This window comes from Kitasatospora saccharophila (assembly GCF_039529925.1).
Taxonomy (GTDB): domain Bacteria; phylum Actinomycetota; class Actinomycetes; order Streptomycetales; family Streptomycetaceae; genus Kitasatospora; species Kitasatospora saccharophila.
Window position 1 is genome coordinate 1 of sequence record NZ_BAAANS010000072.1, and the last position, 20,198, is coordinate 20,198.

The window sequence follows — 20,198 nt, forward strand, 5'->3', positions numbered from 1 at the left end:
CAGCGCGCGGTTGGCAACCTCCACGGCCACACTCTCCCCCCAGTCGACGGAGCAGTCTCCCATGGCGAGGCAAACGTTGTCTGATGCAGCACTAGGCAACGCGTTGCAGCGGACGGCGGCGACCTGGCCGGGGGTGATCGTCGGCGGATGGGGCTACCAGGGCAAGACCGAGACGGTCTGTGAGGTCGCCGCGGAGTTCGAGGACACCTGGCTGGAGATGAACGACTTCGTGAACCCCGGCCTCGGGCTGGGAGTGAGGGCCCTGCACGCCCCGGTTGCCTACGTTCAGACGCCCGTCACCGCGACGCCGAAGAGCCTCTGCGAGGCGATCCTGGCCTTCTTCGGTGCTTCCACGAAGAACATGACGCTGCCTCAGCTGATCCGCCAGGTCGCCGGGGCCCTGGACGACCACGGGGTCCTGGTCCTGATCCTGGACGACATCACCCGGCTGCGGCTGCACCGCGTTGACGACCAGGACGCCTTCGACCTGGTCCGGGCGTTCATGAGCATGAACGTCACCCTGGTGCTGGTCGGCGTCGACATCGTCGGGTCCGGCCTGCTGCGGCGGGCCAGCTGGGACAAGCGGAGCCGCCAGTGGGTGATGCCGCCGGCAGCGGGCGGCCGCGTCCACGGTCTGGAAATCACCCAGAACGAGCGCCGGTTCGACTTCGTCGAGCTGGACCGCTTCCGCTACACCACGCCCGCCCAGATCCAGGCGTTCCACGACCACCTCGGCGGCCTGGAGGCCGCCCTGCGGCTGTTCAACGCCGCCCCGGGCATGCTGACCGACGGCAGCATGCCGGAATACCTCATGCGCCGCACCAACGGCGTCGTCGGCCTGCTCGACCGCCTGATCCGCGACGGCGCCGAGGAAGCGATGGACAGCGGCCGGGAACTGATCGACGAGGAACTGCTCGACCAGATCATCCTGAGCCTGCACGATCCGGAGCGCGACCCGGGGGCCGGTGAAATCCCCCAGGTCCCAGCGGCTCGCTCGGCTCCGGCGGCGGCCCGGACACTCAAAGCTGCAGGACCCGGCCGCCGCGGTCGCAACACGGTCTTCGACGACGACGGTCCCCAGCCTGCTCAGGCAGGAGCCTGACCGGTGGACACCGAGCCCGTCGCCCCGCTGCCCCGGAGTCTGGAGCCGCTGCCGGACGAGAGCCTGACCGGCTTCGTCCTCAGGCTCTCCCACCGGCTGGACCTCCGACCGTCCCGGATCATCGATCTCACCGGCCTGACCACGAGCTTCTCGACCCACTCCGCCCGGGCGCCCGCCCGGCTCCTGTTCATGCTCGAACCCGACATCCGGGTCCGTTTCGCCCGGCTCGCCCGGCTGAGCAGAGAAGAAGCCGACCAGCTGACGCTCCGGCGCTGGGCCGCCCACTACCCGCCGATCGCCGACGCGATCGGCCGGCCGGGCGAGAGGGCCAGGCTCCGTTTCCTGAATCGGGAGTGGGTGCTGCCGACGTCCACCCGCTACTGTCCGCAGTGCCTTGCGGGCGACGGCAGCGACATCCAGCGCCAGCACGGCGGGCCCTGGAAGCTCCAGTGGCGCCTGTCCGTCGTGTTCGCCTGCCTGGAGCACAACCGCCTGCTCGCGGACGTCTGCCCAGGCTGCCGCTTTCCTGCGTTGACCACCCCTCTGAACGGCCCCCACGGCCTCATTCCCGGCCCGGGCCGGGCGATCCTGCACCCGGCACAGTGCCGCAACGGCATCGCGGGGCCTTCCCGGAGGACGGCCGCCTGCGGCACTCGACTCGACTCGGCCGAGATCGCGACTGCCGCACTCACCGCGGAACAGGCCGCCCTCCAGCGCAGACTGCTGCAACTACTCTCCCCCGACGCGGACCCCGCCCAGTCCTTCCACACCTTCGCCGACCTGCGAGCCGCTACCGCGATGATCATCGCGACCTGGCCGCGGTCCGCCTCGCAGGCGAAGATCCTGGAGGACGAACGCCGCCTCGCAGTTCGGGGGCTTCCCTCATCCCGCCGCAAACTCCCGATGAAGACCGGAGGCCGCTGGGGCGGTGCTCCACTCACCAGCCCGGCCACCGCCTGCTTCCTCCGCCTCGCGGACGGCCTCATCTCGCTCTCCAAGCCTGACCTCCGCCAGGCCGTCGCCGACCTCATGAGGAACGCGCCCGACATCCACCACTCGGGCTGGGGCCGGACCTGGGAGATCGTCCGGAACGACTGCTCGCCGTCGTTCCGCAACGAACTCCAGCAAGGGGTTCGGCGCCAGTTCTCCCCTGCAGTCCAGCAGCTGGTCGAAGCCAGCGGCCTGGTGATCCCCATCCGCCAACGCGGCTACCTTCCTGAGCACATCCCCCAGCGGCTCCCGCGCGAGTGGGTCGAGATCCTCCTGGACAACGGGGCTCCGCTCGGCATCGGTGGTGTTCTCAGCCGTTTCCGCCGCATCGCGGCGATCCAGCTAGTCCAGGCCGCCGACGGCACCAGCACCACCGACGCCTCACGGTTCCTCGGCTTCCCCTCGAACCGGCCACAGCCCGGCCTGGCCCTCACTCCCAGGCCGGAGAACCCCTGGACGCAGATGCACGTCAACGAGCGGCTGCCGGAGGCGTTCGAGGCACTCGCCCTGCACATCGCCAGCCAGCCCCACCCTGTCGACTACCACGAGCGGCGCCAACGCCTGGCCTTCTGGCACCTTCGCCAGGCCGACTGGGAGAGCATCACCGAACGCCTGCCCCCGGCCCGCCAAACAGCGCTCCGCTACGGTTCCGAAATGCACCGCCAGTGCGCGTCCGCCTACATCTGGGCCCGGGTCACCAGCGGCGAGTGGAGATACGCGCCGATCTTCCGAGCGCCCTTCGCCCCAGCCGGGTTCAACCTCGACCCGGCCAGCGTCCAGCACGCGCTCCTCCGGCTCATCGACACTCGGCACGATCGCTACTACACCGCGCTCCGCCAGGCCCTGAACGATCACGCCCGAGTACTCGCCGCCCCGCCCTCCGCCCCAGGAGATCACGTTCCGTGATCAACGTGAGGGATCTCCGCCACCTACTGCTGATGAGGACCGCCAACTAACACTGACAGATCGCGCTGTCGCCTGCGCAGACGCACGGGTTTCCCGCCAACCATCGCTGACAGTCACAGGCCCCGGACGATCGCAAACAAGACGGCTTTGCACGAACCGCCGCCGACTTCCCCGCGCCGCTGCCATTCTGGGCCGGATCGCGTGATCACCCGCACACCGAACGTGAGGGACGGCGCGATCACACATCACCGAGGAGGGGGCTCCCATGCTGACCAGGTACACCGACGAGGGCGACGAGCTGCGCGCGGCGGCCGTCAAGAAGAACTTCAACTGCCCGCCCGACCTGGAGGCCGGCCGACTGGATGTCGAGCGGATCGGCGACATCGCCGCGCTGGTGTCCGCCAGGCCGACCGTGTACGCGGCCAACCAGGAACTCCTGGCGCTGCTGAACGTGCTCCCCCGGCCCGACGACTCGGAGTTCTGGTGGGCGGTCCAGAAGGCGTCGAACTCCCTGGACTTGCACCCGGGCAACCTGCCCCAAGGTGTGAAGCTGACGCTGATCCGCCCGGTCGAGACCGCCCTCGCCGGCCGCCTCCTGGCAGGCCTGACCGAGCTCACCGCCGAACAGCGGGCCGACGTGGCCCTCCTGATCGGCGAACGCCTGGAGTTCTTCTCCGCGAACGCGCTGCGGCTCGGCGAACTCTGGATCCAGGCCGCCGAAGCGGCCGCCTTCAAGGCCGTCGTGGCCGGACGCTTCCCCCGCACCCCGGAAGAGGCCGAGGAGTTCACCGCGGCCTGGAAGCGCGACTGAACCCCGCACCACCGGACAACGAGATCGGAGCAGCACATGATCGGCCGCCACTTCGCGCACTCCTTCTTCGACCAGGAGACCGTCGAGACCCCCCGGGAGACCCTGCGCGAGCTCGTCCAGGACGCCGCGATCCTCTCCTTGACGGACGACATCACCACCGACGTCCGGACCCGCTGGGCGCAGGATGACGCCACCTTCGCCAGCGCGCGGCGCATGTCCCCCGACGCCTCGGCGACTCTCGCCTCCACGCTGCGGTGGCTGCTCGCCCACCACCCCGAGACCGCCTCCGTCACCTACGGCGTGATCGCCTTCACCGCCCGCGGGCAGTTCGAGATCCCGACCACCTTCACCGCCGGCTGGCTGGCCTCGAACATCATCTGGGGCGGCGGCAACCAGGAGCCGCTCCCCGACGGCCTCGACATCAACGCCTTCGTCCAGGCCGCCACGACCGACGAGGCCCTCAAGCAGCTGTAGGCCAGCCGACAGCCCGGCCCGGCCCACGGCAAATACCCGCTCGGGGCCGCACCGGAGACAACCCGGTGCGGCCCCGAGCCGTCTCGGCGAGCTCGCCGACAGGAAGACCGCCCCCTACGGCGGCTGACCCGCCGCCGCCCGGGCGGCACCGGACGACTTCCCCGCGGGCCGGGATTTCCGCTCTCCCGGCGCACCGAGCAACGACCCGCCCTACTGCGCGTCGGTTTCCGGGTGGAGCGGGCAAGGACCGCAGCAGCACCGGCTCTCGGCGCCCTGCAGATGCGCCGCTCCACCACAGCGTGGTTCGCCCCAACCTGGGGTTCGCCTCGCGTCACTGCGCAGGGTACGCCGTGCCTAGTACCACGCCACTACGGAATCGCCGAACGCAAGGTCACGAACAGGACGCGCGGCAAGGCGGTCCGAAGTGTGGCGGCAGGCGAACAGGAGACCGGACCGAGCGGACCGTCACGCGGCGCCGGAACCAGCGCGGCTACAGCCGGTAGGGCACCAGCAGCTCGGCCTCCTGGTCGACCCCGTCCGGGAGCAGCGGCAGCGGCCAGTCCGGCTGCGGCGCCCAGGAGGGCCAGCCGGTGGCGAACGGTCCCGCGCGGTCGTCGAGCATCCGAAGCACGCGGCCGCGCGCGGCGTCGACCTGGCGGGCGAGGAAGTCGTCGACCACGCCGAGGCGGCGCAGCCGGCCGTACTCGTCGCGGTCCTTCCAGCGGTGGCCCGAGAGGTCGGGGGTGACGACCAGGTCGAGGGCGAGGTCCATGGTGTCGATCCCGTCCGGGCCGCGGCGGTGCGGCATCTCGAAGTTGACGTACCAGCTGATCGGGTCGCCGCTGTCAGCGTCCTGGAAGCAGTGGAGGGAGAACCACTCCCCCGCCAGGTAGTGGGACAGGACCGCGGTGCGCTCCCAGCGGTGGGTGCCGAGCGTCCAGGTGCCGGTGGCGAGGTGGTCCAGGCCCTGCTCGCGGACGGCGTCACTGCCGGTGCGCAGGGACTCGATCCAGGTCGTCGGGGCGAGGCTCTCGATGCCGGGCCAGCAGGCCAGGGTCAGCACGTGCCCGGTGTCGGCAACGACCCGGTGCGGCTTCGCCGTCCACACCCGCCCCGCGTGGACGTCGCGGCGCACCACGGTGGTGCCGGGCTGGAACCGGGTGCTCTGCTCGGTGTTCGTCACCTTCGGGGTGTTCCCGCCCGATCGGGAGCGAACTCCGCTCGAAGGTGTGACGCGGGATCAGGCTGCCCGACCGCGCTGGCACGGGCCCGGTCGGGTTCGCGGTCCGGGCCGGGTCACCAGGTGACGGGGACGACCTGGTGCAGCAGCCGCACCAGGTCCTTCGCCGACAGGGTGCCCGCCTCGCCCCCGATCGAGTGGCAGTAGCCGACCAGCAGCTGCGCCAGTGTGCCCCGCCGGAGGTCGGCGCCGGCTGCCTCCCACACCTCGCGCGCGGCTGCGGCGCCGCGCTCGCGGAACTCGGCCGAGACGGTGTGGTTGAGGCTGCTGACCAGGTCGGGGGTGTCGGCGAGCTTGCGCAGCCGGGCCACCGCCTCCAGTTCGCCCAGGCCCGCCAGCGGGCGGGACGCGGCAGGCCCCAGCAGCGCCATGGCGCCCTGCCACAGCACACCGGCCTGGTCGAGGACATCGACCAGGCCGAGCATGCTCTCTGCGGCCGGGGCGGCCACCACCGCTTCGATGGTCTCCTCGACCAGGGCCTCGACGGCGGCCGCCGTCATCGACGCAAAAGTCACGGAGGGGAGGCCGGCGTCGCCGTCCGGGTCCTGGCGGGTGGTCATGCGGTGACGCTACCGTGCGGGACGGTCAGCGGATCTTGCCAGCTTCGAGGGGGTTCGCCCCGGGACCGACGGACACGGGGTGGGGGCGGTCACCAGGCCCTGCCCTTGCGGATCTCGGTCACGGTGTCGCGGGCCACGCCGAGGTGGTCGGCCAGCTCCGTCCACGTCGTGCGGCCGCGGCCGTGGCCGTAGAGCTCCTGCGCATCGGCGCGCCGGATCGCGTCGCCCAGGACGGCCTCGCTGTTCGCGACCTCGTCCGACATCACCGTGCGGCGCAGGGCCTGGTAGCGGATCAGCGCCTCGGTGTCGGCGGTGTCGGTCACCGGCGGCAGCCGGTGGAAGTGCGCGGCCAGGAAGCCGGCGGCCCGGGTGCGGGCGGCGTCGCGGCCCTCGACGGTCGCCAGCTCGTGCTCGTGGTCGCCGAACGCGGCGACCACCGCGTAGGTGCTGCTGCCGGGCTCGGTCGGCGCCGCGAGGACGTTCTCCGTCCGGTCGAGGCTGGTCCAGTGGTAGGCGCGGTCCTGCGGCTGCCAGTAGTAGGCGACGATGCCGTGCGCGAATGCGGCGCGGGCGCGGGCCTCGTCGTCGTACAGCGTGTAGGACAGGTTGGCGCAGTCGTTGCTCTCGGTGGCGAGGATCCACCGGCCGTCGGCTTCGGCCAGGGCGAGGCCCAGGTAGTTCTCCGGGTACCAGGTGTCGGTGTCCTTGGCCTTGAAGACCCGGCAGAACTCTGGGACTCCCCCCGAGGACAGGGCCAGGTGGGTCCGGACCAGGACCGTGTGCTCGGCGAGGGCGGCGCGGTCGGCGGCGGGCACCGCCTCGTTCCCGACCACGGTCTCGGCCAGTGCCAGGGCGGCCTCGATGGCGGCCGTGGAGGTGGCGTAGTCCCGCCAGGAGGTCTGCCCGCCCTCCCGCCAGACGAGGAGGGTGTCGTCCTTCTCCTCGTACTCGGAGTGGCCGGCGGTGGCGATCAGGCACTCGCCGTTCTCCCCCTCCCACAGGAAGTCGCCGCCGCTGTCACCGCCGTTGCCACTGCTGTCGACCTTGGCGGGCTCGGCGCAGGCGCGCACCATGTCGGCGAGTTCGGTGCCGAACAGGGCCTTCGCCTCGGCCTCCGTGTCGCAGCGGACCGTCCGCCCGCCGAAGTGCCAGATCCAGGCCGGTCCGGCCTGGGCGACTACCATGTCGGGCGCGTAGCCGCCGTCCATGGTGCCGACGTCCACGTGCCAGGACGCGCCGGCAGTCGGGTCCTCGGTGTCGAAACCGAGTTCGGCGGCCTCGGTGCCGTCGATTCCACGCGTAGCCACGATGACTCCACAAGGTCGATGACGGATCATCCGTCATCGATCAGGGTAGCCCATCGGAAAAGGATTTCCGCAATGGGTGACGGATTATCCGTCACCCATCCCAAGTGTCTGCTGCCGACCTCGGCCTGCCGCACCATCACCTCCGGCCTCGGGCAGCACACCATTCCGCGACTGGCATTTGGTGGCGGAACAGCCCGGGCGTCGGAATCAGCTCTCTACGCCGAGTCACCCGCCCAGTCCCAGCGGAGCGGGTCGCCGGGGCGCGGCTCGGCGAACAGCAACTGCTCGGTGCGCAGCACCCGCTGGGCGTCGGCAAGGGACACGTCGTTGACCAGAACGCTGGCCGTGCGGGCGGTTGCCAGATCGCCAGCGCCACCAGCAGCCCGGCCGGCAGCGCCACCTGCCTCGTCCACTGCCGCGCCCCGGCCGGGCGCAGCCGCACCGGCTCCGTCGTGTCCCGGTGCGTGCCGGCCCCGGCTGGCGCGGCCGGGCGCAGGCCTGTCAGAAGAGAGGGGAGGGCGGGGAGGTCAGGGCGCGGAGATGGACGTGGACGTTCGCGGCCTCGACGCCGGTGAGGTCGGCGATGACACCGGCGGACAGGTTGAGGACGGTGTGCAGGAGAAGGGCGTCCTGCAGTTTCGGGTCGAGGTGGGCGGTGGGGCGGAGCCGGGCGGGATCGGCCAGGGCCCGTACGCGGTCGCGTACCGCCTGCCAGGCGCAGGCGGCGGGGCTGGAGGTGGACAGGATCTGCTGCCAGGTCTCGGCGAGGGTGTCGAAGGCGTCGTCGACGGCGTGGCGGGCGTCGGCACGGCGCAGCAGCAGTTCGGCGTAGCGCAGGTAGTGGTGGTAGTGGAGGTCGTAGAGCGCGGTCAGGTCGAGGCGGCGGGGCGGGCGGGCGGGACGGGTAGGCATGGTGGCGGCCCCTTGGTCGGAGGGGGCGGGCAGGGTGCGGGGTTTCAGGGCGGGGTGGGTCGTGCCGCCCATCCGGGCGGCTGTGCCCGGCGTGGGGCCCGGATGGGCAGGCCGGCGGGCGTGTAGCCGCCGAAGGGCAGGTGGCGCACCGGCCCGTGCTCGTCAGCTTCGTACTCCTCGGTTTCGTGCACGGTGAATCCGTGGAAGCGCAGGAAACTGCGGTCGCCGCTGGTGAGTCCCCCGGCTGGGGATCGGCCCGGCCCGGACGCGGGCACGGGGACGGGCCCGTCCGGGACGGAGGTGGAGGTAGAGGTGGGGAGGCTGATGCGGACCCGGATGGTGGGCTTCGGGACCCGGATGATGGGCTTCGGGGCCCGGTCGGAGCCCCGGACGTCGGCCACCTGGTACCAGGACCAGGGGGTGGGGATGGCGCCGCCGCGTTCGGCCCGGTTCCAGGCGGCCGCCCACTCGGCCTCGCGGCGCCCGTCACCCATGGCGCGGACGAAGGCCAGGACGTGCCGGATGCCGGGGACGGCCTCGCCGCGCAGGATCGCGCCGAGGCTGCTGGCGGGCAGGCACCAACCGCCGCTGCCGGAGCGGCCGGCCAGCTTCTGGAGCCGGGCCAGCGAGGGCTGTCCGCCTTTCGCCCGCAGCCCGATCATGGCGCGACGCAGGCTCACATGGTCGGAGATCAAGCGGAGCTGGGTGGCCAGGACGTCGTACCACTTGGCGGCGATGTCCTGCCCGTCCGCCCGCGCTTCCTGGCGGCTGCGGTGCTCGGCCCAACGGGCGGCGCGCCACAGCCGGTCCGCGGTGCGCAGGTCCGCGCCGCAGACCTTCGCGTAGGCCTCGGTGAGGTTCCACGTCGGCACGCTGCTCCCGCTGGCGGCGCGGGAGAGCGCGGTGGAGGTGTAGGCGGGGGTGCTCGCCGTCGCCATCTGCGCGTAGGTCAGGCCGCAGACCTGGCGCTGGGCACGCAGCCACAGCACCAGGTCCTCGAGCTGCCGGGTGGAGGCGACGACGGCTTTTTCATGCCGTCCCACGGCGGGTCAGACGGTGTCGGGTGCCGGGGCGTTGGACCCGCGCAGGCCGGTGACGGCCCGGCAGGCGGTGTAGGTGGCGGCGCCCAGCGGCCCGGTGACGGCGGCGGCCGACAGCCCGGCGAGGGCGAGGGCACCGGCCGTGACGACGATGACGATGACGACGACGGCCTCGGTGCCCGTCAGGCGCCGCCCGGCGGGGCGGGCGACCGGATCGGGGCAGGCGGACGCCACGGAAAGAGAAATGGACATTTTGCTCCTTTTAAACAATTTAAAACGTGTCTAGAGCTTCAAAACCTGATGTGTCCCTGCGGACGGTTCCTGAGCCGCAGTCGCGCCCGCGAGCGGACGCGACTGGTCGGGCTGCACCAACACGGTCCGGCGGGGCTTCCCGACCCCGTACGCCGAACCGGTGTGATCCTCTCACCGGTGACTCACCGATCACAATCCGTATCCACCGGCACCGGGCCTTTGATTCCGTTTCAACCGGCGCGCCACCCGCGAAAGAGCACACCAGGATCGCAAAAACGTATCTATGGCCTGGTATAGCCGCAGGTCATTGACGGACACGGGACAGGATTCATTCATTTTCGACCGATCGGCATTGCTGACCCTGGCGCGGGAATGCCACCCTTGGAAACAGCGCACCTTTCGGCCACGGCCGGAGCTTCCCTGGCGCAGTGGCTGCACCACGAACGAGGGAACTGGGCATCACCGCGACTTCCCGCGCGGCGCCCGCGAGGGTGGCACGCCCCAGGGCGCGGCCACCCTCTGCTTTTCCACCACCACGCGTCCGACCGGCCCCGGCGCACCGGTACCTGCCGGTCAGCGCCAGCGGAAGGTCGCGTCCGTCATCGGCGCCAGTAGCACCGGCCCGTCGGCCTCGGGCGAGGCCTGGGTGGTGACGGCGGCCAGCGGCCGCGGCAGGCGGGCGGCGTAGATCAAGTGGCGACGACGGAACAGCCCGTCCCGGCCGGGACGGATGGTGGCCTGGTGCTGCTCGAACCGCAGCACCAGGCCGAACTCCTCGACGTCCTCGGCGCCCGCAGCGGCCAGGTCCAGGCCGAGCTCCTCCGCCAGCTCCCGGCGCAGCGCGTCGACCGGCCGCTCGCCGGACGCTGCCAGGCCCCCGGGCAGCGAGTGCTGGGCTCCGCCGGGCCGGTGACGGCGGATCACGCAGACCCTGCCGCCGGGGTCGACCAGCACCGCGCACACCCGCACCGGCACGCCGCCCGCCGCGCCGTCCCGGGCGCTCATCACCGTGTTCACCGTCCTGATGATGGCGCAGCTGCGGCACTCGCGTGCGCGGCTGGCCCCAGCAGGCGAACCGAGCCTGCTGGGGCCGCGGGTGGGGAGGGATTGCGGGGTCAGATCGGTTGGGCGGGGTCGTCCAGCCAGGCGTGCCAGCCGTGCGGGTTGACGGTGAGTCCGAGCCGGTCGACGCCGGGCTCGCCCGCCTGGTGCCACCAGGTGAGGGTCTGCTCGAAGTCGTCCCACAGGCGGCGGCCGCCGTACTGGCGGACCTGGTGCTCGTCCTCGCCGTCGTGGAAGGTCGCGGCTGCCCAGGCCGGGACGGTGAGGGAGTAGAGCCACAGGGTGCGGGCGCCGTCCTCGTGCGGCTGGATCGCGTGGACGACGTCGCCAAGGCGCAGGCCGGCGGCGAGCGGGAACGGGTCGAACTTGCCGTGCGCGGGCAGCGCCGCGGTGGTGGTGGACTCGGCGAGGGTGCCGCCGTCGGCGGGGTTCTCGGGCCAGCGCAGGCGCTGGGAGCGCATTTTCATGAACTCGACCGGCTGGAGGAACGGGCCGGACGCGGTGCCGTCTGCGTGGACGGTGAGGCGGACCAGGGCGTCGGCGTTGGAGTAGTGGGTGCCGAACGGCGCCAGGATCAGCCCGCCGGGCCGGGTCTGCTCGATCCACGCCTGCGGGATCGCCCGCAGGCCGTAGGTCGCGGTGATCCGGTTGTACGGGGCCCCGTCCTTGAAGCCGAGCGCGCCGTCGGCGCAGACGGCGGTCGGGCGGTAGCCGGCGGTGTGCAGGGCGGCGCGGGCCCGGGCGGAGACGGCGGCGTCGATCTCGACGGTGGTCACGTTCGCGTCGCCGAGCCGGTGGCTCAGCAGGGCGGCGTTCCAGCCGGTGCCGGTGCCCTGCTCCAGCACCCGCATCCCCGGCTCGGCCATCAGGTCGTCCAGCATGGAGGCGACCAGCGACGGCTGCGACGCGGAGCTGGTCGGCACGGTGCCGGGCTCGGTGCCCTGGTGCTCGCCGTCGTCCCACTGCGTGACGATCGGGATGTCCGCGGCGGCCGCCGCCAGCCAGCCGGCCTCGTCGGCCCTCCGGTCGACGGGCCGGCTCTTCCCGGTGGCCATGTCGTGCGCCCAGATGAGGTCCGGCAGGAACCGCGAGCGCGGGACGGCGTCGAAGGTCGGCACCCAGGCGTCGGCGACGGGGAAGGACCGCCCCGGCGCGGGGCGGCCCTCCTGCTCAGGTGCGAGCGTCACCTGCGGTGTCCCCCGTCCCCGGGCGGAGTGCTGCCGTCCGGGGACGGCGGGTCCTGCGGCGGCGTCCACGGAGTGCCCGGGTGCCCGTCGCCCCCGCCACCTCCATCGCTGCCCGAGCCGCCGCCGGCTGCCTCGATGTCCATGCCGAGCTCCTTGTCGTCGCTGACGTGATGGTGCCCTCCCGGAACCCGGGAGGAGTAGAGGGCCGGCCCCGGCGCACCGGAGCACGGGTGGGGGCTACGCCGGGGCGGGAGAGCGGGTGCGCAGGTCCGCGTGGACGGTCTTGCCGAGCGGCTCCAGGCTCACGCCCCAGTGCCCGCCGGTGAGGTGGTGGACCAGGGCCATGCCGCGGCCCGACACGGCGGACAGGCCCGCGTCGATCAGGCAGGGCAGGGCACGGGAGCCGTCGCGGACGCTGATCCGCACGCACCGGTCGGTGATCCGCTCGACGGTGACCGTCATCCTCCGCTGGCAGCCGGTCTTCGCCGCGTTGCCCACCAGCTCGCTGACGATCAGTTCGCCCGCCTCCACCAGGTCGTCCAGCCCCCAACCACGCAGCGTGGTGCGCACCAGGCGCCGGGCCGCCGACGCGGACTGCGGCTCGTACGGCAGCATCCCCCTGGCCAAGTCGGCGACCGCGGGCCGCAACGGGGCCTCGACCACCGTCGTCACGGGGCACCTCGAACCCGCCGGCACTGCCCGGCCGCGGTTGCGGCCGTGGCCGGTGGGCGGGGCATGCGGTGCGCGGCCACGGCACATCTCCGCTCTCTCGTCGGCGGTGACGGCTGCGCCCACCCGACGGGGGACGGGCGGGCGCAGCGGCCTCAGCTCGCCCGCCGGGGACCGGGTGTCCGGTCCGTCACGGCGGGCGACGGTTCGACGGTAGGGAGTGTGCTGCCGGGCTCTCAACGAGGTTGCGCCATCTTGCGCGATGTCACCCGAGAGTGGCTATCGCCGCGGTGATGAGCTGACGGGCCTCGGCCCCGTGGACGGCCATGGCGGCCAGGTCGGTGAAGGTGCGGACGTAGTCGGTGATCTCGCCGGGCTGGGTGATCCGCAGGTAGCCGGAGGTCAGCTCGACGGCGACCTCGGCCTCGTCGAAGAGGTAGAAGTCCTCGACCGGCAGGTGCGGGCGGCCGGGCCCGGTGGGGATGACGCCGATGCTGACGAACGGGCTTGAGGCGACGGCGAGCAGGTGGCCGAGCTGGGCGGCCATCGTCTCCGGGTCGCACACCGCGGCGCGCAGCACCCACTCCTCGATGAGCAGGCCGAAGCGGTGCCGGCCGGAGAACAGCATCCGCTGGCGCTCGAGGCGGGCCTCCACCGCGTCGGTGACGTCGTCGACTTCGACGCGGGCGCGCTGGATCGAGCGCAGCACCGCCTCGGTGTACTCGGGGGTCTGCACCATGCCGGGCAGGACGCGGCTGGCGTAGACGCGGAACAGGTTGGTGCGGTGGTAGAGGTCGGCCACCGATTCCTGGGCGGCGCGCAGGCCGCCGCGTTCCATGCGGCGCCACTCGGTGTACATCGTCTCGACCGCGCGGGCAGCGGCGATCAGGTCGTCGGCCTGGTCCTGGGCGCCGCAGGCGGTGCACCAGGCGCGCAGGTCGTCCTCGGACGGTTGGGCCTTGCCGCTCTGGATCCGGGAGGTCTTCGCCGGGTGCCAGCCGCACCGGGCGGACAGCTCGTCGCCGGTCAGGCGGGCGTCCTTGCGCAAGGCCACCAGGCGGGCCGCGAGGGCCTTGCGCGCTTCGAGGACGCTGGAGGAGGGGGTGGACGACATGGTGCTGGCTGCCCGGCGGTGGTGGTGGACGGCTGGTCAGAGGGGGTACTGCGCGTGCGGGACGGCCCGCTCCCAGACGGCTTCGAACGCCGCGGCCACCGCCTTCACCACGGCCTGGTCCTCGGTGCCCTCGTGGCCGGCCCACCCGCCGTCGCCGCTGAACCAGTGGAACAACACGCGGCAGTCGTCGACCAGCCACAGGTCGTTGCCCGGCAGCAGCAGGTCGGACGCCTTCGAACGGGGCAGCCAGCGCACCTGCTCGCCGAGCGCGACGTTGTGCCGCTCGGTGATCGCGTGCTCCCACCTGATGTAGGCGCTGGCCGGCTCCGAGACGACCCGGGCCCGCCGCACCTGCACCCCGCGGCCGACCGTCTCCCGCACCAGCGCCGCCCAGTTGGTGTACTCCTCGGGCAGGTCGTACGCCTCGGGCCGCTCGACCGGCAGGCCCGCGCGCCAGTCGGCGAACACCTGGTCCTCGCCGTAGGAGTCGCGCATCTCCAGGTGGCAGGCCGAGCGCTCAGCGCTCCTCAGCAGGGCGCCAAAGTCCGGCACGCTCGGCGTCATCGCACACCTTTCGCAGGAAGGGGATCATGCGAACCGGAATCCGGACGACGCCCTCGTGGTCCGGCACGCCCGCGCCGTGGCCGGGCGCCCACTCGGTCTCACTGATCTCCCGGAGCTGGTCCTCATCGGGCAGCCAGCCCTGGACGACGATCTCCGCCTTCTCGTCCTCCAGCCACACCGTCGGCGAGCCCCCGTTGGGCGACTCCGGGTCGATGCCCCTGAACCGTAGTGCCATGACCGCTCCTTGAGCCAAGCCGGTTGCGGATCCTTGCGCCCCTCACCGTCCCGCCACTCCTGACGGGACGTCAAGAGCGCGCGGAAGCAGTGACCGGAGTGTCAGTCAGCCCTGCAGCGACGTGGATTGCGCACCGCTGCGGGCTACGGCTACGGGGTGAGGTCGATGACCCGCACCGGCTGGCCCTTCCAGCGCTGCGGGTCGACGGTGGCGACGAGGGCACCGGTGGGCCGCTCGGGGGTTGGGGCGGCGGCGTAGCGGGTGTGGGCCTGGGCCCAGGTGGTGTCGGCGGCGAGGGCGAGGACGGCGGGCAGGTCGAGGTCGAGGACGGTCAGGGCTGGGAGGGCGGCGAGGTGTTCGGCGGTGCCGGGGCGTTCGCGGTCGGCTTCGACGAGGGCGCAGGCGGGGGCGTAGAGGTGCCAGCCGGCTTCGGCGTGGGCGCGGTGGATGAGGCGGGAGGCGAGGAGGTTGCCGCGGCCGGCGGCGACCATGGCGGTGTCGTCGAGGACGACGTGCGTGTCGGTCACAGGCTGGCGGCCTGGTCGAGGCGGCGGTCGAGTTCGGCGTCCAGGTCAGCGGCGTGGGCGGCGTCGGGGTTGTAGCCGTTCCAGGCCTGGAGCTTCTGGCGGGCCTGCTCGGCGCGCTCGGCGCGCTCGGCGGGGGTGAGCTGGGTGTCGGCGAGGCGGGCGAGGTAGGCGCGCAGGGACATGTGTTCACCGGCGGCGAGGGCGGCGAGGCGGTCTCGGGTCTCGGTGGGGATGCGCACGTTGGCGTCGGCCACGGTGCTGTTCCTTCCCTCTCGGCATTATGGGTACGGGTACGTACCCATACCCGCTACAGTAGCAGTGCCCGGGCGGATCGGTCCCGGCCCTGCCCGCGGCCCGCCGATGCGGGTCGCTTCCCTCGACGGGAGCACCGGTGCTCGCCCAGGACGCCTCCCCTCCCCTGCCGCCGCACGAGCTGCGTCGTGTGCTGGCCGAGGTCGTCCTGCCCGCGGCGGCCGCCGGTGCGGTGCCGCAGGAGCAACCGGTCGCCATCCTGGTCGCCGGGCCGCCCGGCAGCGGCAAGACCACCGTCGCCGACCTGCTGCACACGGTGCTGAACCGGCGCGGCGGCGCAGTGAGGACCGGCAGCGACCTCTACAAGGACGTGCACCCGGCCTACCGGGCGCTGCGCGGGCGGGACGTGCGGGCGGCCGGGGCGGCGGTGCGGGCGGACGTGCGCTGGTGGCAGGCCGGGGTCGAGGAGTACGCCCGCGCCCACCGCCTGGACGTGCTGGTGGAGACCGCGCTCGCCGAGCCGGACGAGGCCAGGACGCAGGCGGCCGCGTACCGGGCGGCCGGGCACCGGGTGGAGGTGGTGGCGGTCGCGGTGGCGCTGGCGGTCAGTCAGCTCGGTGTCCTGGCCCGCTACCTGGCCCCGGGCGACCGGGGCGGTGCGGGGCGGTGGGTGTCGTGGGCCAACCACGACGAGTGCGCCCGCCAGCTCGCCCGCACCCTGGACGTGCTGGAGACGGAGGGCCTGGTCGACCGGATCGCGGTGGTGCGGCGTGGCCTGGAGCCGCTGTACGGCAACGAGCTCGCAGGCGGCCGCTGGGTGCGGCCCGCCGGGGCGGGGGCGGCGGTGGAGGCCGAGCGGCGGCGCTGGTGGAGCGCGGCGGAGACTGGAAGCTTCCGCCGTGCCCTGGCCGGTGCGCAGCGGGAGCTGGTGCGGGCCGAGGAGCGGCTCCCGGCCGATGCGGTGCTGGCGGTGGCCCGGGACGCGGAGCGGGCCGCGGCGCTGGCCGAGCCGGTGCGCCGCACCGCTCAGCCCCTGGCGGTGCCGCCGGGCGTGGACTACCACCGGCTGTCCGCGGACGAGCACGAGTGGATCTTCCAGAACCTCGTCGTCCCGGACCTCGGCCCGATCACCGCGCAGCAGGATCCGGTGGTGGTGTTCGTGATGGGCGCGCCGGGTTCGGGCAAGACCCGGGCGTCGATGATGGTGCGGCGGGCGATGCGGCTGCGGCGGCCGGTGGGCATCACCGGCGGGATGTTCAAGGCCGCGCACCCGGACTACTTCCGGCTGCTGCGCGAGCACCCGCGCACCGCCTCGGCCCGCATCCGCGCCGACTACAAGGCCTGGCAGTCCCGTGCCGAGCAGCTGGTACGCGACGGGCGGGGCGACGCGGTGATCGAGCTCGCCCCCGGCAGCGCGCAGGACTTCGCCCGGGACGCTGCCCTGTGGCGGCGAGCCGGGTACCGGGTGGAGCTACTGGTCCTGGACGTGCGCGCCGCCGACAGCCGCCAGGGCACCGCGCGCCGCTACGAGGAACTCGACCGCAGCGGCGCCCTGCCCGGCCGCTTCACCACCGCCGCCGGGCACGACCGCTGCCTCGCCGCGCTGCTGGAGAGCGCCCGGCTCGCCGAGCAGCACGGCCTGGCCGACCGCATCGACGTCGTGCGCCGCGACGGCACCGCGGTCTTCAGCAACACCCTCTTCCCCGATGGTCGCTGGACGGCACCGGCCCAGGCCGCACTCGTCCTGCACCTGGGCCAGCAGCGCCCCTACAGCGAGCAGGAGGCGCTGGCCTTCCTGGGCGTCCAGCGCCAGCTGCGCGGCCGACTGCCGCAGTACCGCGGCGAGATCGACGCGGTCACCCGCCTCGCTCTGCCGCTGCTGCCGACCTCGATGCAGCCCGGACAGCTCACCTTCACCGCGCCCGCCGCTCCTACGCGCCCGTGATCTCGGCGAGTTCGGCATGGACGGGCGCCGGGGAGCCCGCCGCACGACCTCCTGCCAGGTGCTGGCCCGGGCGTACTTGCGTACCGTGCGACGGTCCAGACCGAGCTCACGGGCCATCGAGCTGTGGGAACGGCCGGTGCCGGCGAATGCCTGCACGGCTTCGAACAGCCGCCGCACGTGCTGAACGGCTGGACTGTCCACTTCCCCTGCCACAGCCTCCTCCGTTCCGGTGGGCTCCGGCCCGGCGGGATCAGGCGCGGGCAGCGCGGCTGGCAGGCAACCACGGTGAGCGGCGGCGAGGTCCTGGACACGCCGGGACAGGCCCTGCCACAGATGGAATCGGTCGCTGACCTGGACCGCGCCGGGGCACCGTCAGCGACGCCCTGCCGCTAAGAAGTTATCTCATTTGGAGATTCGGCGGGTGCAGATGAGGGCGGCGGCGATGCTGGCGAAGGCGGCGAAGTGATCGGCCTTGCGCTCGTAGCGTCGGTGCAGTCGGCGGAAGGCGCCGAACCAGGCCACGGTGCGCTCGATCACCCAGCGGTGGCGGCCGAGGCGCTGGGAGGAGTCGATGCCCCGGCGGGCGATGCGGGCCGGGATCTGTCGTCGTCGCAGGTAGGCGCGGATGAAGCGGTGATCGTAGGCTTTGTCGGCGTGCAGCTTGCCGGGTCTGCGGCGCCTGGGTCCGCGGCGTGAGCGGATCGGCGGGATCGCTTCGACGAGCGGGATCAGGGCCTGGCTGTCGTGAACGTTGGCGCCGGAGACTGCGAGCGACAGGGACAGACCGGTGCGTTCGGTGAGTAGGTGGATCTTCGACCCGTACTTGCCCCGATCGACAGGATTCGGACCTGTCAGCTCCCCTTTTTCAGGGCCCGCATGTTCACCGAGTCAACCGCGCACCGCGACCAGTCCAACTCGCCCCGCGCGCCGAGCTCGTCCAGGACGACGCGGTGGAGCTTGGCCCACACCCTGGCCCTGCTCCACTCGGTGAAGCGCCGGTGCGCGGTGGGCCCGGACGGACCGAAGCAGGACGGCAGTTGGGCCCACGTGCACCCCGAAGTGGCGATGAAGACGATAGCCGCCAGCACCTCGCGGTCTCCGTAGCGGCGCCGGCCGCCACCCTGCGGCCGACTCGGCGCCGCCGGCACCACCAACTGGAACAGCTCCCACAGCTCGTCCGGCACCAAGCGCTCCACAATCGTCACGCGGTCAGCTTACAAGTCCAAATGAGATGACTTCTAAGTGAGCGAGCCGTCGCGACAGGCAACCTCGACACCCGGGTACTCGCGCAGCCACCGGCTCAACTGTTCAGCTTCCCACCCTTCCCAGAGCATCAGCGGGAGCCGTATCGTGGCGTCAACCAGGATGGTGCCGTAGGTGTCGCCGTAGAGCGCGAAATCGTCCACCCCCAGCACCCGGGGTGTGACCAGGGGCGGCAGCGGCACCCGCATCAGCAGCGAGAGCACGGTGGACCGCGAGAGCGCGATGCCCAGGATCCTGGCCCCGCCCCGGCCAGCCAGCACGACACCGATCTCCTCAACCACCCTCTGCAGAAGCGGAGTTCGCCGCTGGTAGCGCACCGTCATCCCTGACACCTGTTCGGCGAAGGTCACCTTCAGGCAGACCGGGTTCTCGCAGCACAGACGCCGCACACTCAAGTCGATCCGCACCGTCCTGCCCCCGACCGTCACATCGGCCAGGTGCCGCACGTACCGGCTGTGGACCCACTCTCTCACCGTCCCGCACCCCGTACACGATGCTGGATCCCGGGACCTGGTACGGGCATGGACCACCACGACGGGGCCGGAAAGATCAACCGAGACCACCGATACCCCGGTCAAGTGCGGCAACAGCGGGGCCAGTTCAACGGAACACCGTCACAAGCTGCCCACTGCTGGCCCGGGAAGATCTCCGGCTACGAAAATCTTGCCAGAGTCATTGGGACGTGTACCTCGACAGGCGCCGGCTCGCGGGATGCGGATCGCGTCCAGGACAGCCGGGAACATGGTGCAGTCCGCCGTGTTTCTGGTGCTGAGCACGATCGAGAGCGGCAGGGCCTGGCCGTCGACCGCCAGGTGGACCTTGGTCGTCAGCCCGCCCCGGGACCGGCCGAGTGCCTCGCGATGCGCGACAGCTGCCGGATCTTCCGATTCGTCCCCTGCGTCGGCCCCTTTTTGCGGGCGCCTGCGCCATGCTGATGCGCCCGGGCGACCGTGGAGTCGACCGAGACCGTCCACTCCACGGCACCCACCGCATCGTCGCGGACCTGGACCTCCTGTAGCAGTCTGGCCCAGGTTCCCTCCTTCTCCCACTGGGCGAAGCGCCAGTAGACGATCCGCCAAGGGCCATACCGTTCGGGCAGATCGCGCCAGATAGCACCGGTGCGGAGCCGCCGCAACACGCCGTTCACGACCTGTCGATGGTCTCGCCACGGTCGTCCAGCACCATCGCCCTGCGAAAGCAGCGGCTCAATCCGCGACCACGCCGCGTCCGTTATCTCTCCTCGCCCCACCACAAGATCAATTATAAGACAGGGTCCAACCTTGCTGAAATTCGAATTTTTAAATTTATTAAAAATCGATTGAGAAGATATCAATTCCTTCCATTTCAGATACGGCGTTTCCAATCTCGCGAACCAGATCTTCGGACCCGACCGGGAATTCGTTGGGGCCAGTGGTGACGGGCTCTAGAAATACATCCTCTTCACCTTCGATGGAGATAGAGGCCAGGAGATCGGTTCCAGCAGTGTCGAACCTGATGGAGATCTGGCAAATGATTTCGACTCCATTTGCCAACTCAAGGACATGGCCATCAATATATGATGACGAATTCGGGGATTCCTCATACTGCCACGCGGGGCCAATTGAATTTCGTCGCAGTGCGACTCCAGCCGGGGCACTTTCTTCCCATTCGCGAACAATATTCTTCATTCGAAAGTGAGCATCTCGAAGCGCCACCGTCAAAGCCACGACGGCCTCCCCGGTATAATCCATTGGCATTTACTCTTCTCCTGTCTTCGTGGGTAGATTTTGAGACCAATTATAATAGA

Annotated in this window: 22 protein-coding genes and 1 pseudogene; 5 read left to right on the forward strand and 18 right to left on the reverse strand. The window is 71.6% G+C overall.

Going from position 1 to position 20,198, the window contains the following annotated elements:
• The 4 genes from ABD345_RS34360 to ABD345_RS34375 all read left to right on the forward strand — a co-directional run.
• On the forward strand, positions 1-1,102 hold a 1,102-nt coding region (locus ABD345_RS34360; RefSeq protein WP_344558030.1), incomplete at its 5' end, for an AAA family ATPase.
• A 3-nt stretch (positions 1,103-1,105) separates the two neighbouring features.
• The gene (locus tag ABD345_RS34365) at positions 1,106-2,998 is read left to right on the forward strand and encodes a TniQ family protein (RefSeq protein WP_344558034.1); all 1,893 of its coding nucleotides are present in this window, start codon (positions 1,106-1,108) and stop codon (positions 2,996-2,998) included.
• Between the two features lie 265 nt (positions 2,999-3,263).
• Positions 3,264-3,809 (forward strand): OTU domain-containing protein, encoded by a 546-nt coding sequence (locus ABD345_RS34370; RefSeq protein WP_344558035.1) that lies wholly within the window; start codon positions 3,264-3,266, stop codon positions 3,807-3,809.
• Positions 3,810-3,845: 36 nt separating this feature from the next.
• Positions 3,846-4,283, forward strand: coding sequence for a hypothetical protein (locus ABD345_RS34375; RefSeq protein ID WP_344558036.1), 438 nt, complete (start codon positions 3,846-3,848; stop codon positions 4,281-4,283).
• A 490-nt stretch (positions 4,284-4,773) separates the two neighbouring features.
• Here ABD345_RS34375 and ABD345_RS34380 read toward each other — a convergent pair whose 3' ends face one another.
• The 14 genes from ABD345_RS34380 to ABD345_RS34445 form a co-directional block, all read right to left on the reverse strand.
• Positions 4,774-5,466, reverse strand: a complete 693-nt coding sequence (locus ABD345_RS34380; RefSeq protein ID WP_344558037.1) for a ribonuclease FAU-1 family protein — start codon at positions 5,464-5,466, stop codon at positions 4,774-4,776.
• Between the two features lie 113 nt (positions 5,467-5,579).
• Positions 5,580-6,083: a hypothetical protein gene (locus ABD345_RS34385; protein WP_344558038.1), complete on the reverse strand. Its 504-nt coding sequence runs from the start codon at positions 6,081-6,083 to the stop codon at positions 5,580-5,582.
• Positions 6,084-6,172: 89 nt separating this feature from the next.
• A complete protein-coding gene (locus tag ABD345_RS34390) occupies positions 6,173-7,390 on the reverse strand; it encodes a hypothetical protein (RefSeq protein ID WP_344558039.1) in 1,218 nt (405 codons plus the stop codon).
• Between the two features lie 501 nt (positions 7,391-7,891).
• Positions 7,892-8,302: a hypothetical protein gene (locus ABD345_RS34395; protein ID WP_344558040.1), complete on the reverse strand. Its 411-nt coding sequence runs from the start codon at positions 8,300-8,302 to the stop codon at positions 7,892-7,894.
• Between the two features lie 44 nt (positions 8,303-8,346).
• A complete protein-coding gene (locus tag ABD345_RS34400; protein ID WP_344558042.1) occupies positions 8,347-9,345 on the reverse strand; it encodes a hypothetical protein in 999 nt (332 codons plus the stop codon).
• Positions 9,346-9,351: 6 nt separating this feature from the next.
• The gene (locus tag ABD345_RS34405; protein ID WP_344558044.1) at positions 9,352-9,594 is read right to left on the reverse strand and encodes a hypothetical protein; all 243 of its coding nucleotides are present in this window, start codon (positions 9,592-9,594) and stop codon (positions 9,352-9,354) included.
• 573 nt (positions 9,595-10,167) lie between these two features.
• Positions 10,168-10,611 (reverse strand): NUDIX hydrolase, encoded by a 444-nt coding sequence (locus tag ABD345_RS34410; RefSeq protein WP_344558046.1) that lies wholly within the window; start codon positions 10,609-10,611, stop codon positions 10,168-10,170.
• Positions 10,612-10,709: 98 nt separating this feature from the next.
• Positions 10,710-11,843, reverse strand: a complete 1,134-nt coding sequence (locus ABD345_RS34415) for a methyltransferase domain-containing protein (RefSeq protein WP_344558047.1) — start codon at positions 11,841-11,843, stop codon at positions 10,710-10,712.
• Positions 11,844-12,080: 237 nt separating this feature from the next.
• Positions 12,081-12,515, reverse strand: a complete 435-nt coding sequence (locus ABD345_RS34420; protein ID WP_344558049.1) for an ATP-binding protein — start codon at positions 12,513-12,515, stop codon at positions 12,081-12,083.
• Positions 12,516-12,777: 262 nt separating this feature from the next.
• Complete coding sequence (locus ABD345_RS34425) at positions 12,778-13,626, reverse strand: helix-turn-helix domain-containing protein (protein ID WP_344558051.1); 849 nt, start codon at positions 13,624-13,626, stop codon at positions 12,778-12,780.
• 36 nt (positions 13,627-13,662) lie between these two features.
• Complete coding sequence (locus ABD345_RS34430; RefSeq protein ID WP_344558053.1) at positions 13,663-14,190, reverse strand: DUF6879 family protein; 528 nt, start codon at positions 14,188-14,190, stop codon at positions 13,663-13,665.
• Complete coding sequence (locus ABD345_RS34435) at positions 14,144-14,425, reverse strand: hypothetical protein (RefSeq protein WP_344558055.1); 282 nt, start codon at positions 14,423-14,425, stop codon at positions 14,144-14,146. Before ABD345_RS34435 ends, ABD345_RS34430 begins: the two co-directional genes overlap by 47 nt.
• Before the next feature lie 149 nt (positions 14,426-14,574).
• Positions 14,575-14,916, reverse strand: coding sequence for a PIN domain-containing protein (locus ABD345_RS34440; RefSeq protein ID WP_380276922.1), 342 nt, complete (start codon positions 14,914-14,916; stop codon positions 14,575-14,577).
• A gap of 32 nt (positions 14,917-14,948) precedes the next feature.
• Positions 14,949-15,206 carry a hypothetical protein gene (locus tag ABD345_RS34445; RefSeq protein WP_344558058.1) on the reverse strand — a complete coding sequence of 86 codons (258 nt, stop codon included), beginning with the start codon at positions 15,204-15,206 and terminating at the stop codon, positions 14,949-14,951.
• Positions 15,207-15,343: 137 nt separating this feature from the next.
• On the opposite strand from ABD345_RS34445, the gene ABD345_RS34450 reads away from it, so the two are divergent.
• Positions 15,344-17,149, forward strand: coding sequence for a zeta toxin family protein (locus ABD345_RS34450; protein ID WP_344558060.1), 1,806 nt, complete (start codon positions 15,344-15,346; stop codon positions 17,147-17,149).
• A gap of 402 nt (positions 17,150-17,551) precedes the next feature.
• On the opposite strand, the gene ABD345_RS34455 is transcribed toward ABD345_RS34450, so the two are convergent.
• The 4 genes and pseudogenes from ABD345_RS34455 to ABD345_RS34470 form a co-directional block, all read right to left on the reverse strand.
• A protein-coding gene (locus tag ABD345_RS34455; RefSeq protein WP_344558076.1) for an IS5 family transposase occupies positions 17,552-18,348 on the reverse strand; the annotation gives its coding sequence in 2 pieces (ribosomal slippage) (positions 17,552-18,012 and positions 18,012-18,348; 798 coding nt in all).
• A 39-nt stretch (positions 18,349-18,387) separates the two neighbouring features.
• On the reverse strand, positions 18,388-18,858 hold the full coding sequence (locus ABD345_RS34460; protein ID WP_380276884.1) for a hypothetical protein: 471 nt from the start codon (positions 18,856-18,858) through the stop codon (positions 18,388-18,390).
• Positions 18,859-19,080: 222 nt separating this feature from the next.
• Positions 19,081-19,664: pseudogene (locus tag ABD345_RS34465) on the reverse strand (IS5 family transposase); the annotation flags it as partial.
• A gap of 55 nt (positions 19,665-19,719) precedes the next feature.
• Positions 19,720-20,148 (reverse strand): hypothetical protein, encoded by a 429-nt coding sequence (locus ABD345_RS34470; protein ID WP_344558062.1) that lies wholly within the window; start codon positions 20,146-20,148, stop codon positions 19,720-19,722.
• Positions 20,149-20,198 lie beyond the last annotated feature (50 nt).

Excerpts from the sequence above, each read along its gene's own strand:
- ABD345_RS34385 (WP_344558038.1), bottom strand. The coding sequence starts at position 6,083 with ATGACCACCCGCCAGGACCCGGACGGCGACGCCGGCCTCCCCTCCGTG.
- ABD345_RS34440 (WP_380276922.1), bottom strand. The coding sequence starts at position 14,916 with ATGGTCGCCGCCGGCCGCGGCAACCTCCTCGCCTCCCGCCTCATCCAC.
- ABD345_RS34405 (WP_344558044.1), bottom strand. The coding sequence starts at position 9,594 with ATGTCCATTTCTCTTTCCGTGGCGTCCGCCTGCCCCGATCCGGTCGCC.
- ABD345_RS34395 (WP_344558040.1), bottom strand. The coding sequence starts at position 8,302 with ATGCCTACCCGTCCCGCCCGCCCGCCCCGCCGCCTCGACCTGACCGCG.
- ABD345_RS34430 (WP_344558053.1), bottom strand. The coding sequence starts at position 14,190 with ATGACGCCGAGCGTGCCGGACTTTGGCGCCCTGCTGAGGAGCGCTGAG.
- ABD345_RS34375 (WP_344558036.1), top strand. The coding sequence starts at position 3,846 with ATGATCGGCCGCCACTTCGCGCACTCCTTCTTCGACCAGGAGACCGTC.
- ABD345_RS34435 (WP_344558055.1), bottom strand. The coding sequence starts at position 14,425 with ATGGCACTACGGTTCAGGGGCATCGACCCGGAGTCGCCCAACGGGGGC.
- ABD345_RS34425 (WP_344558051.1), bottom strand. The coding sequence starts at position 13,626 with ATGTCGTCCACCCCCTCCTCCAGCGTCCTCGAAGCGCGCAAGGCCCTC.
- ABD345_RS34370 (WP_344558035.1), top strand. The coding sequence starts at position 3,264 with ATGCTGACCAGGTACACCGACGAGGGCGACGAGCTGCGCGCGGCGGCC.
- ABD345_RS34470 (WP_344558062.1), bottom strand. The coding sequence starts at position 20,148 with ATGCCAATGGATTATACCGGGGAGGCCGTCGTGGCTTTGACGGTGGCG.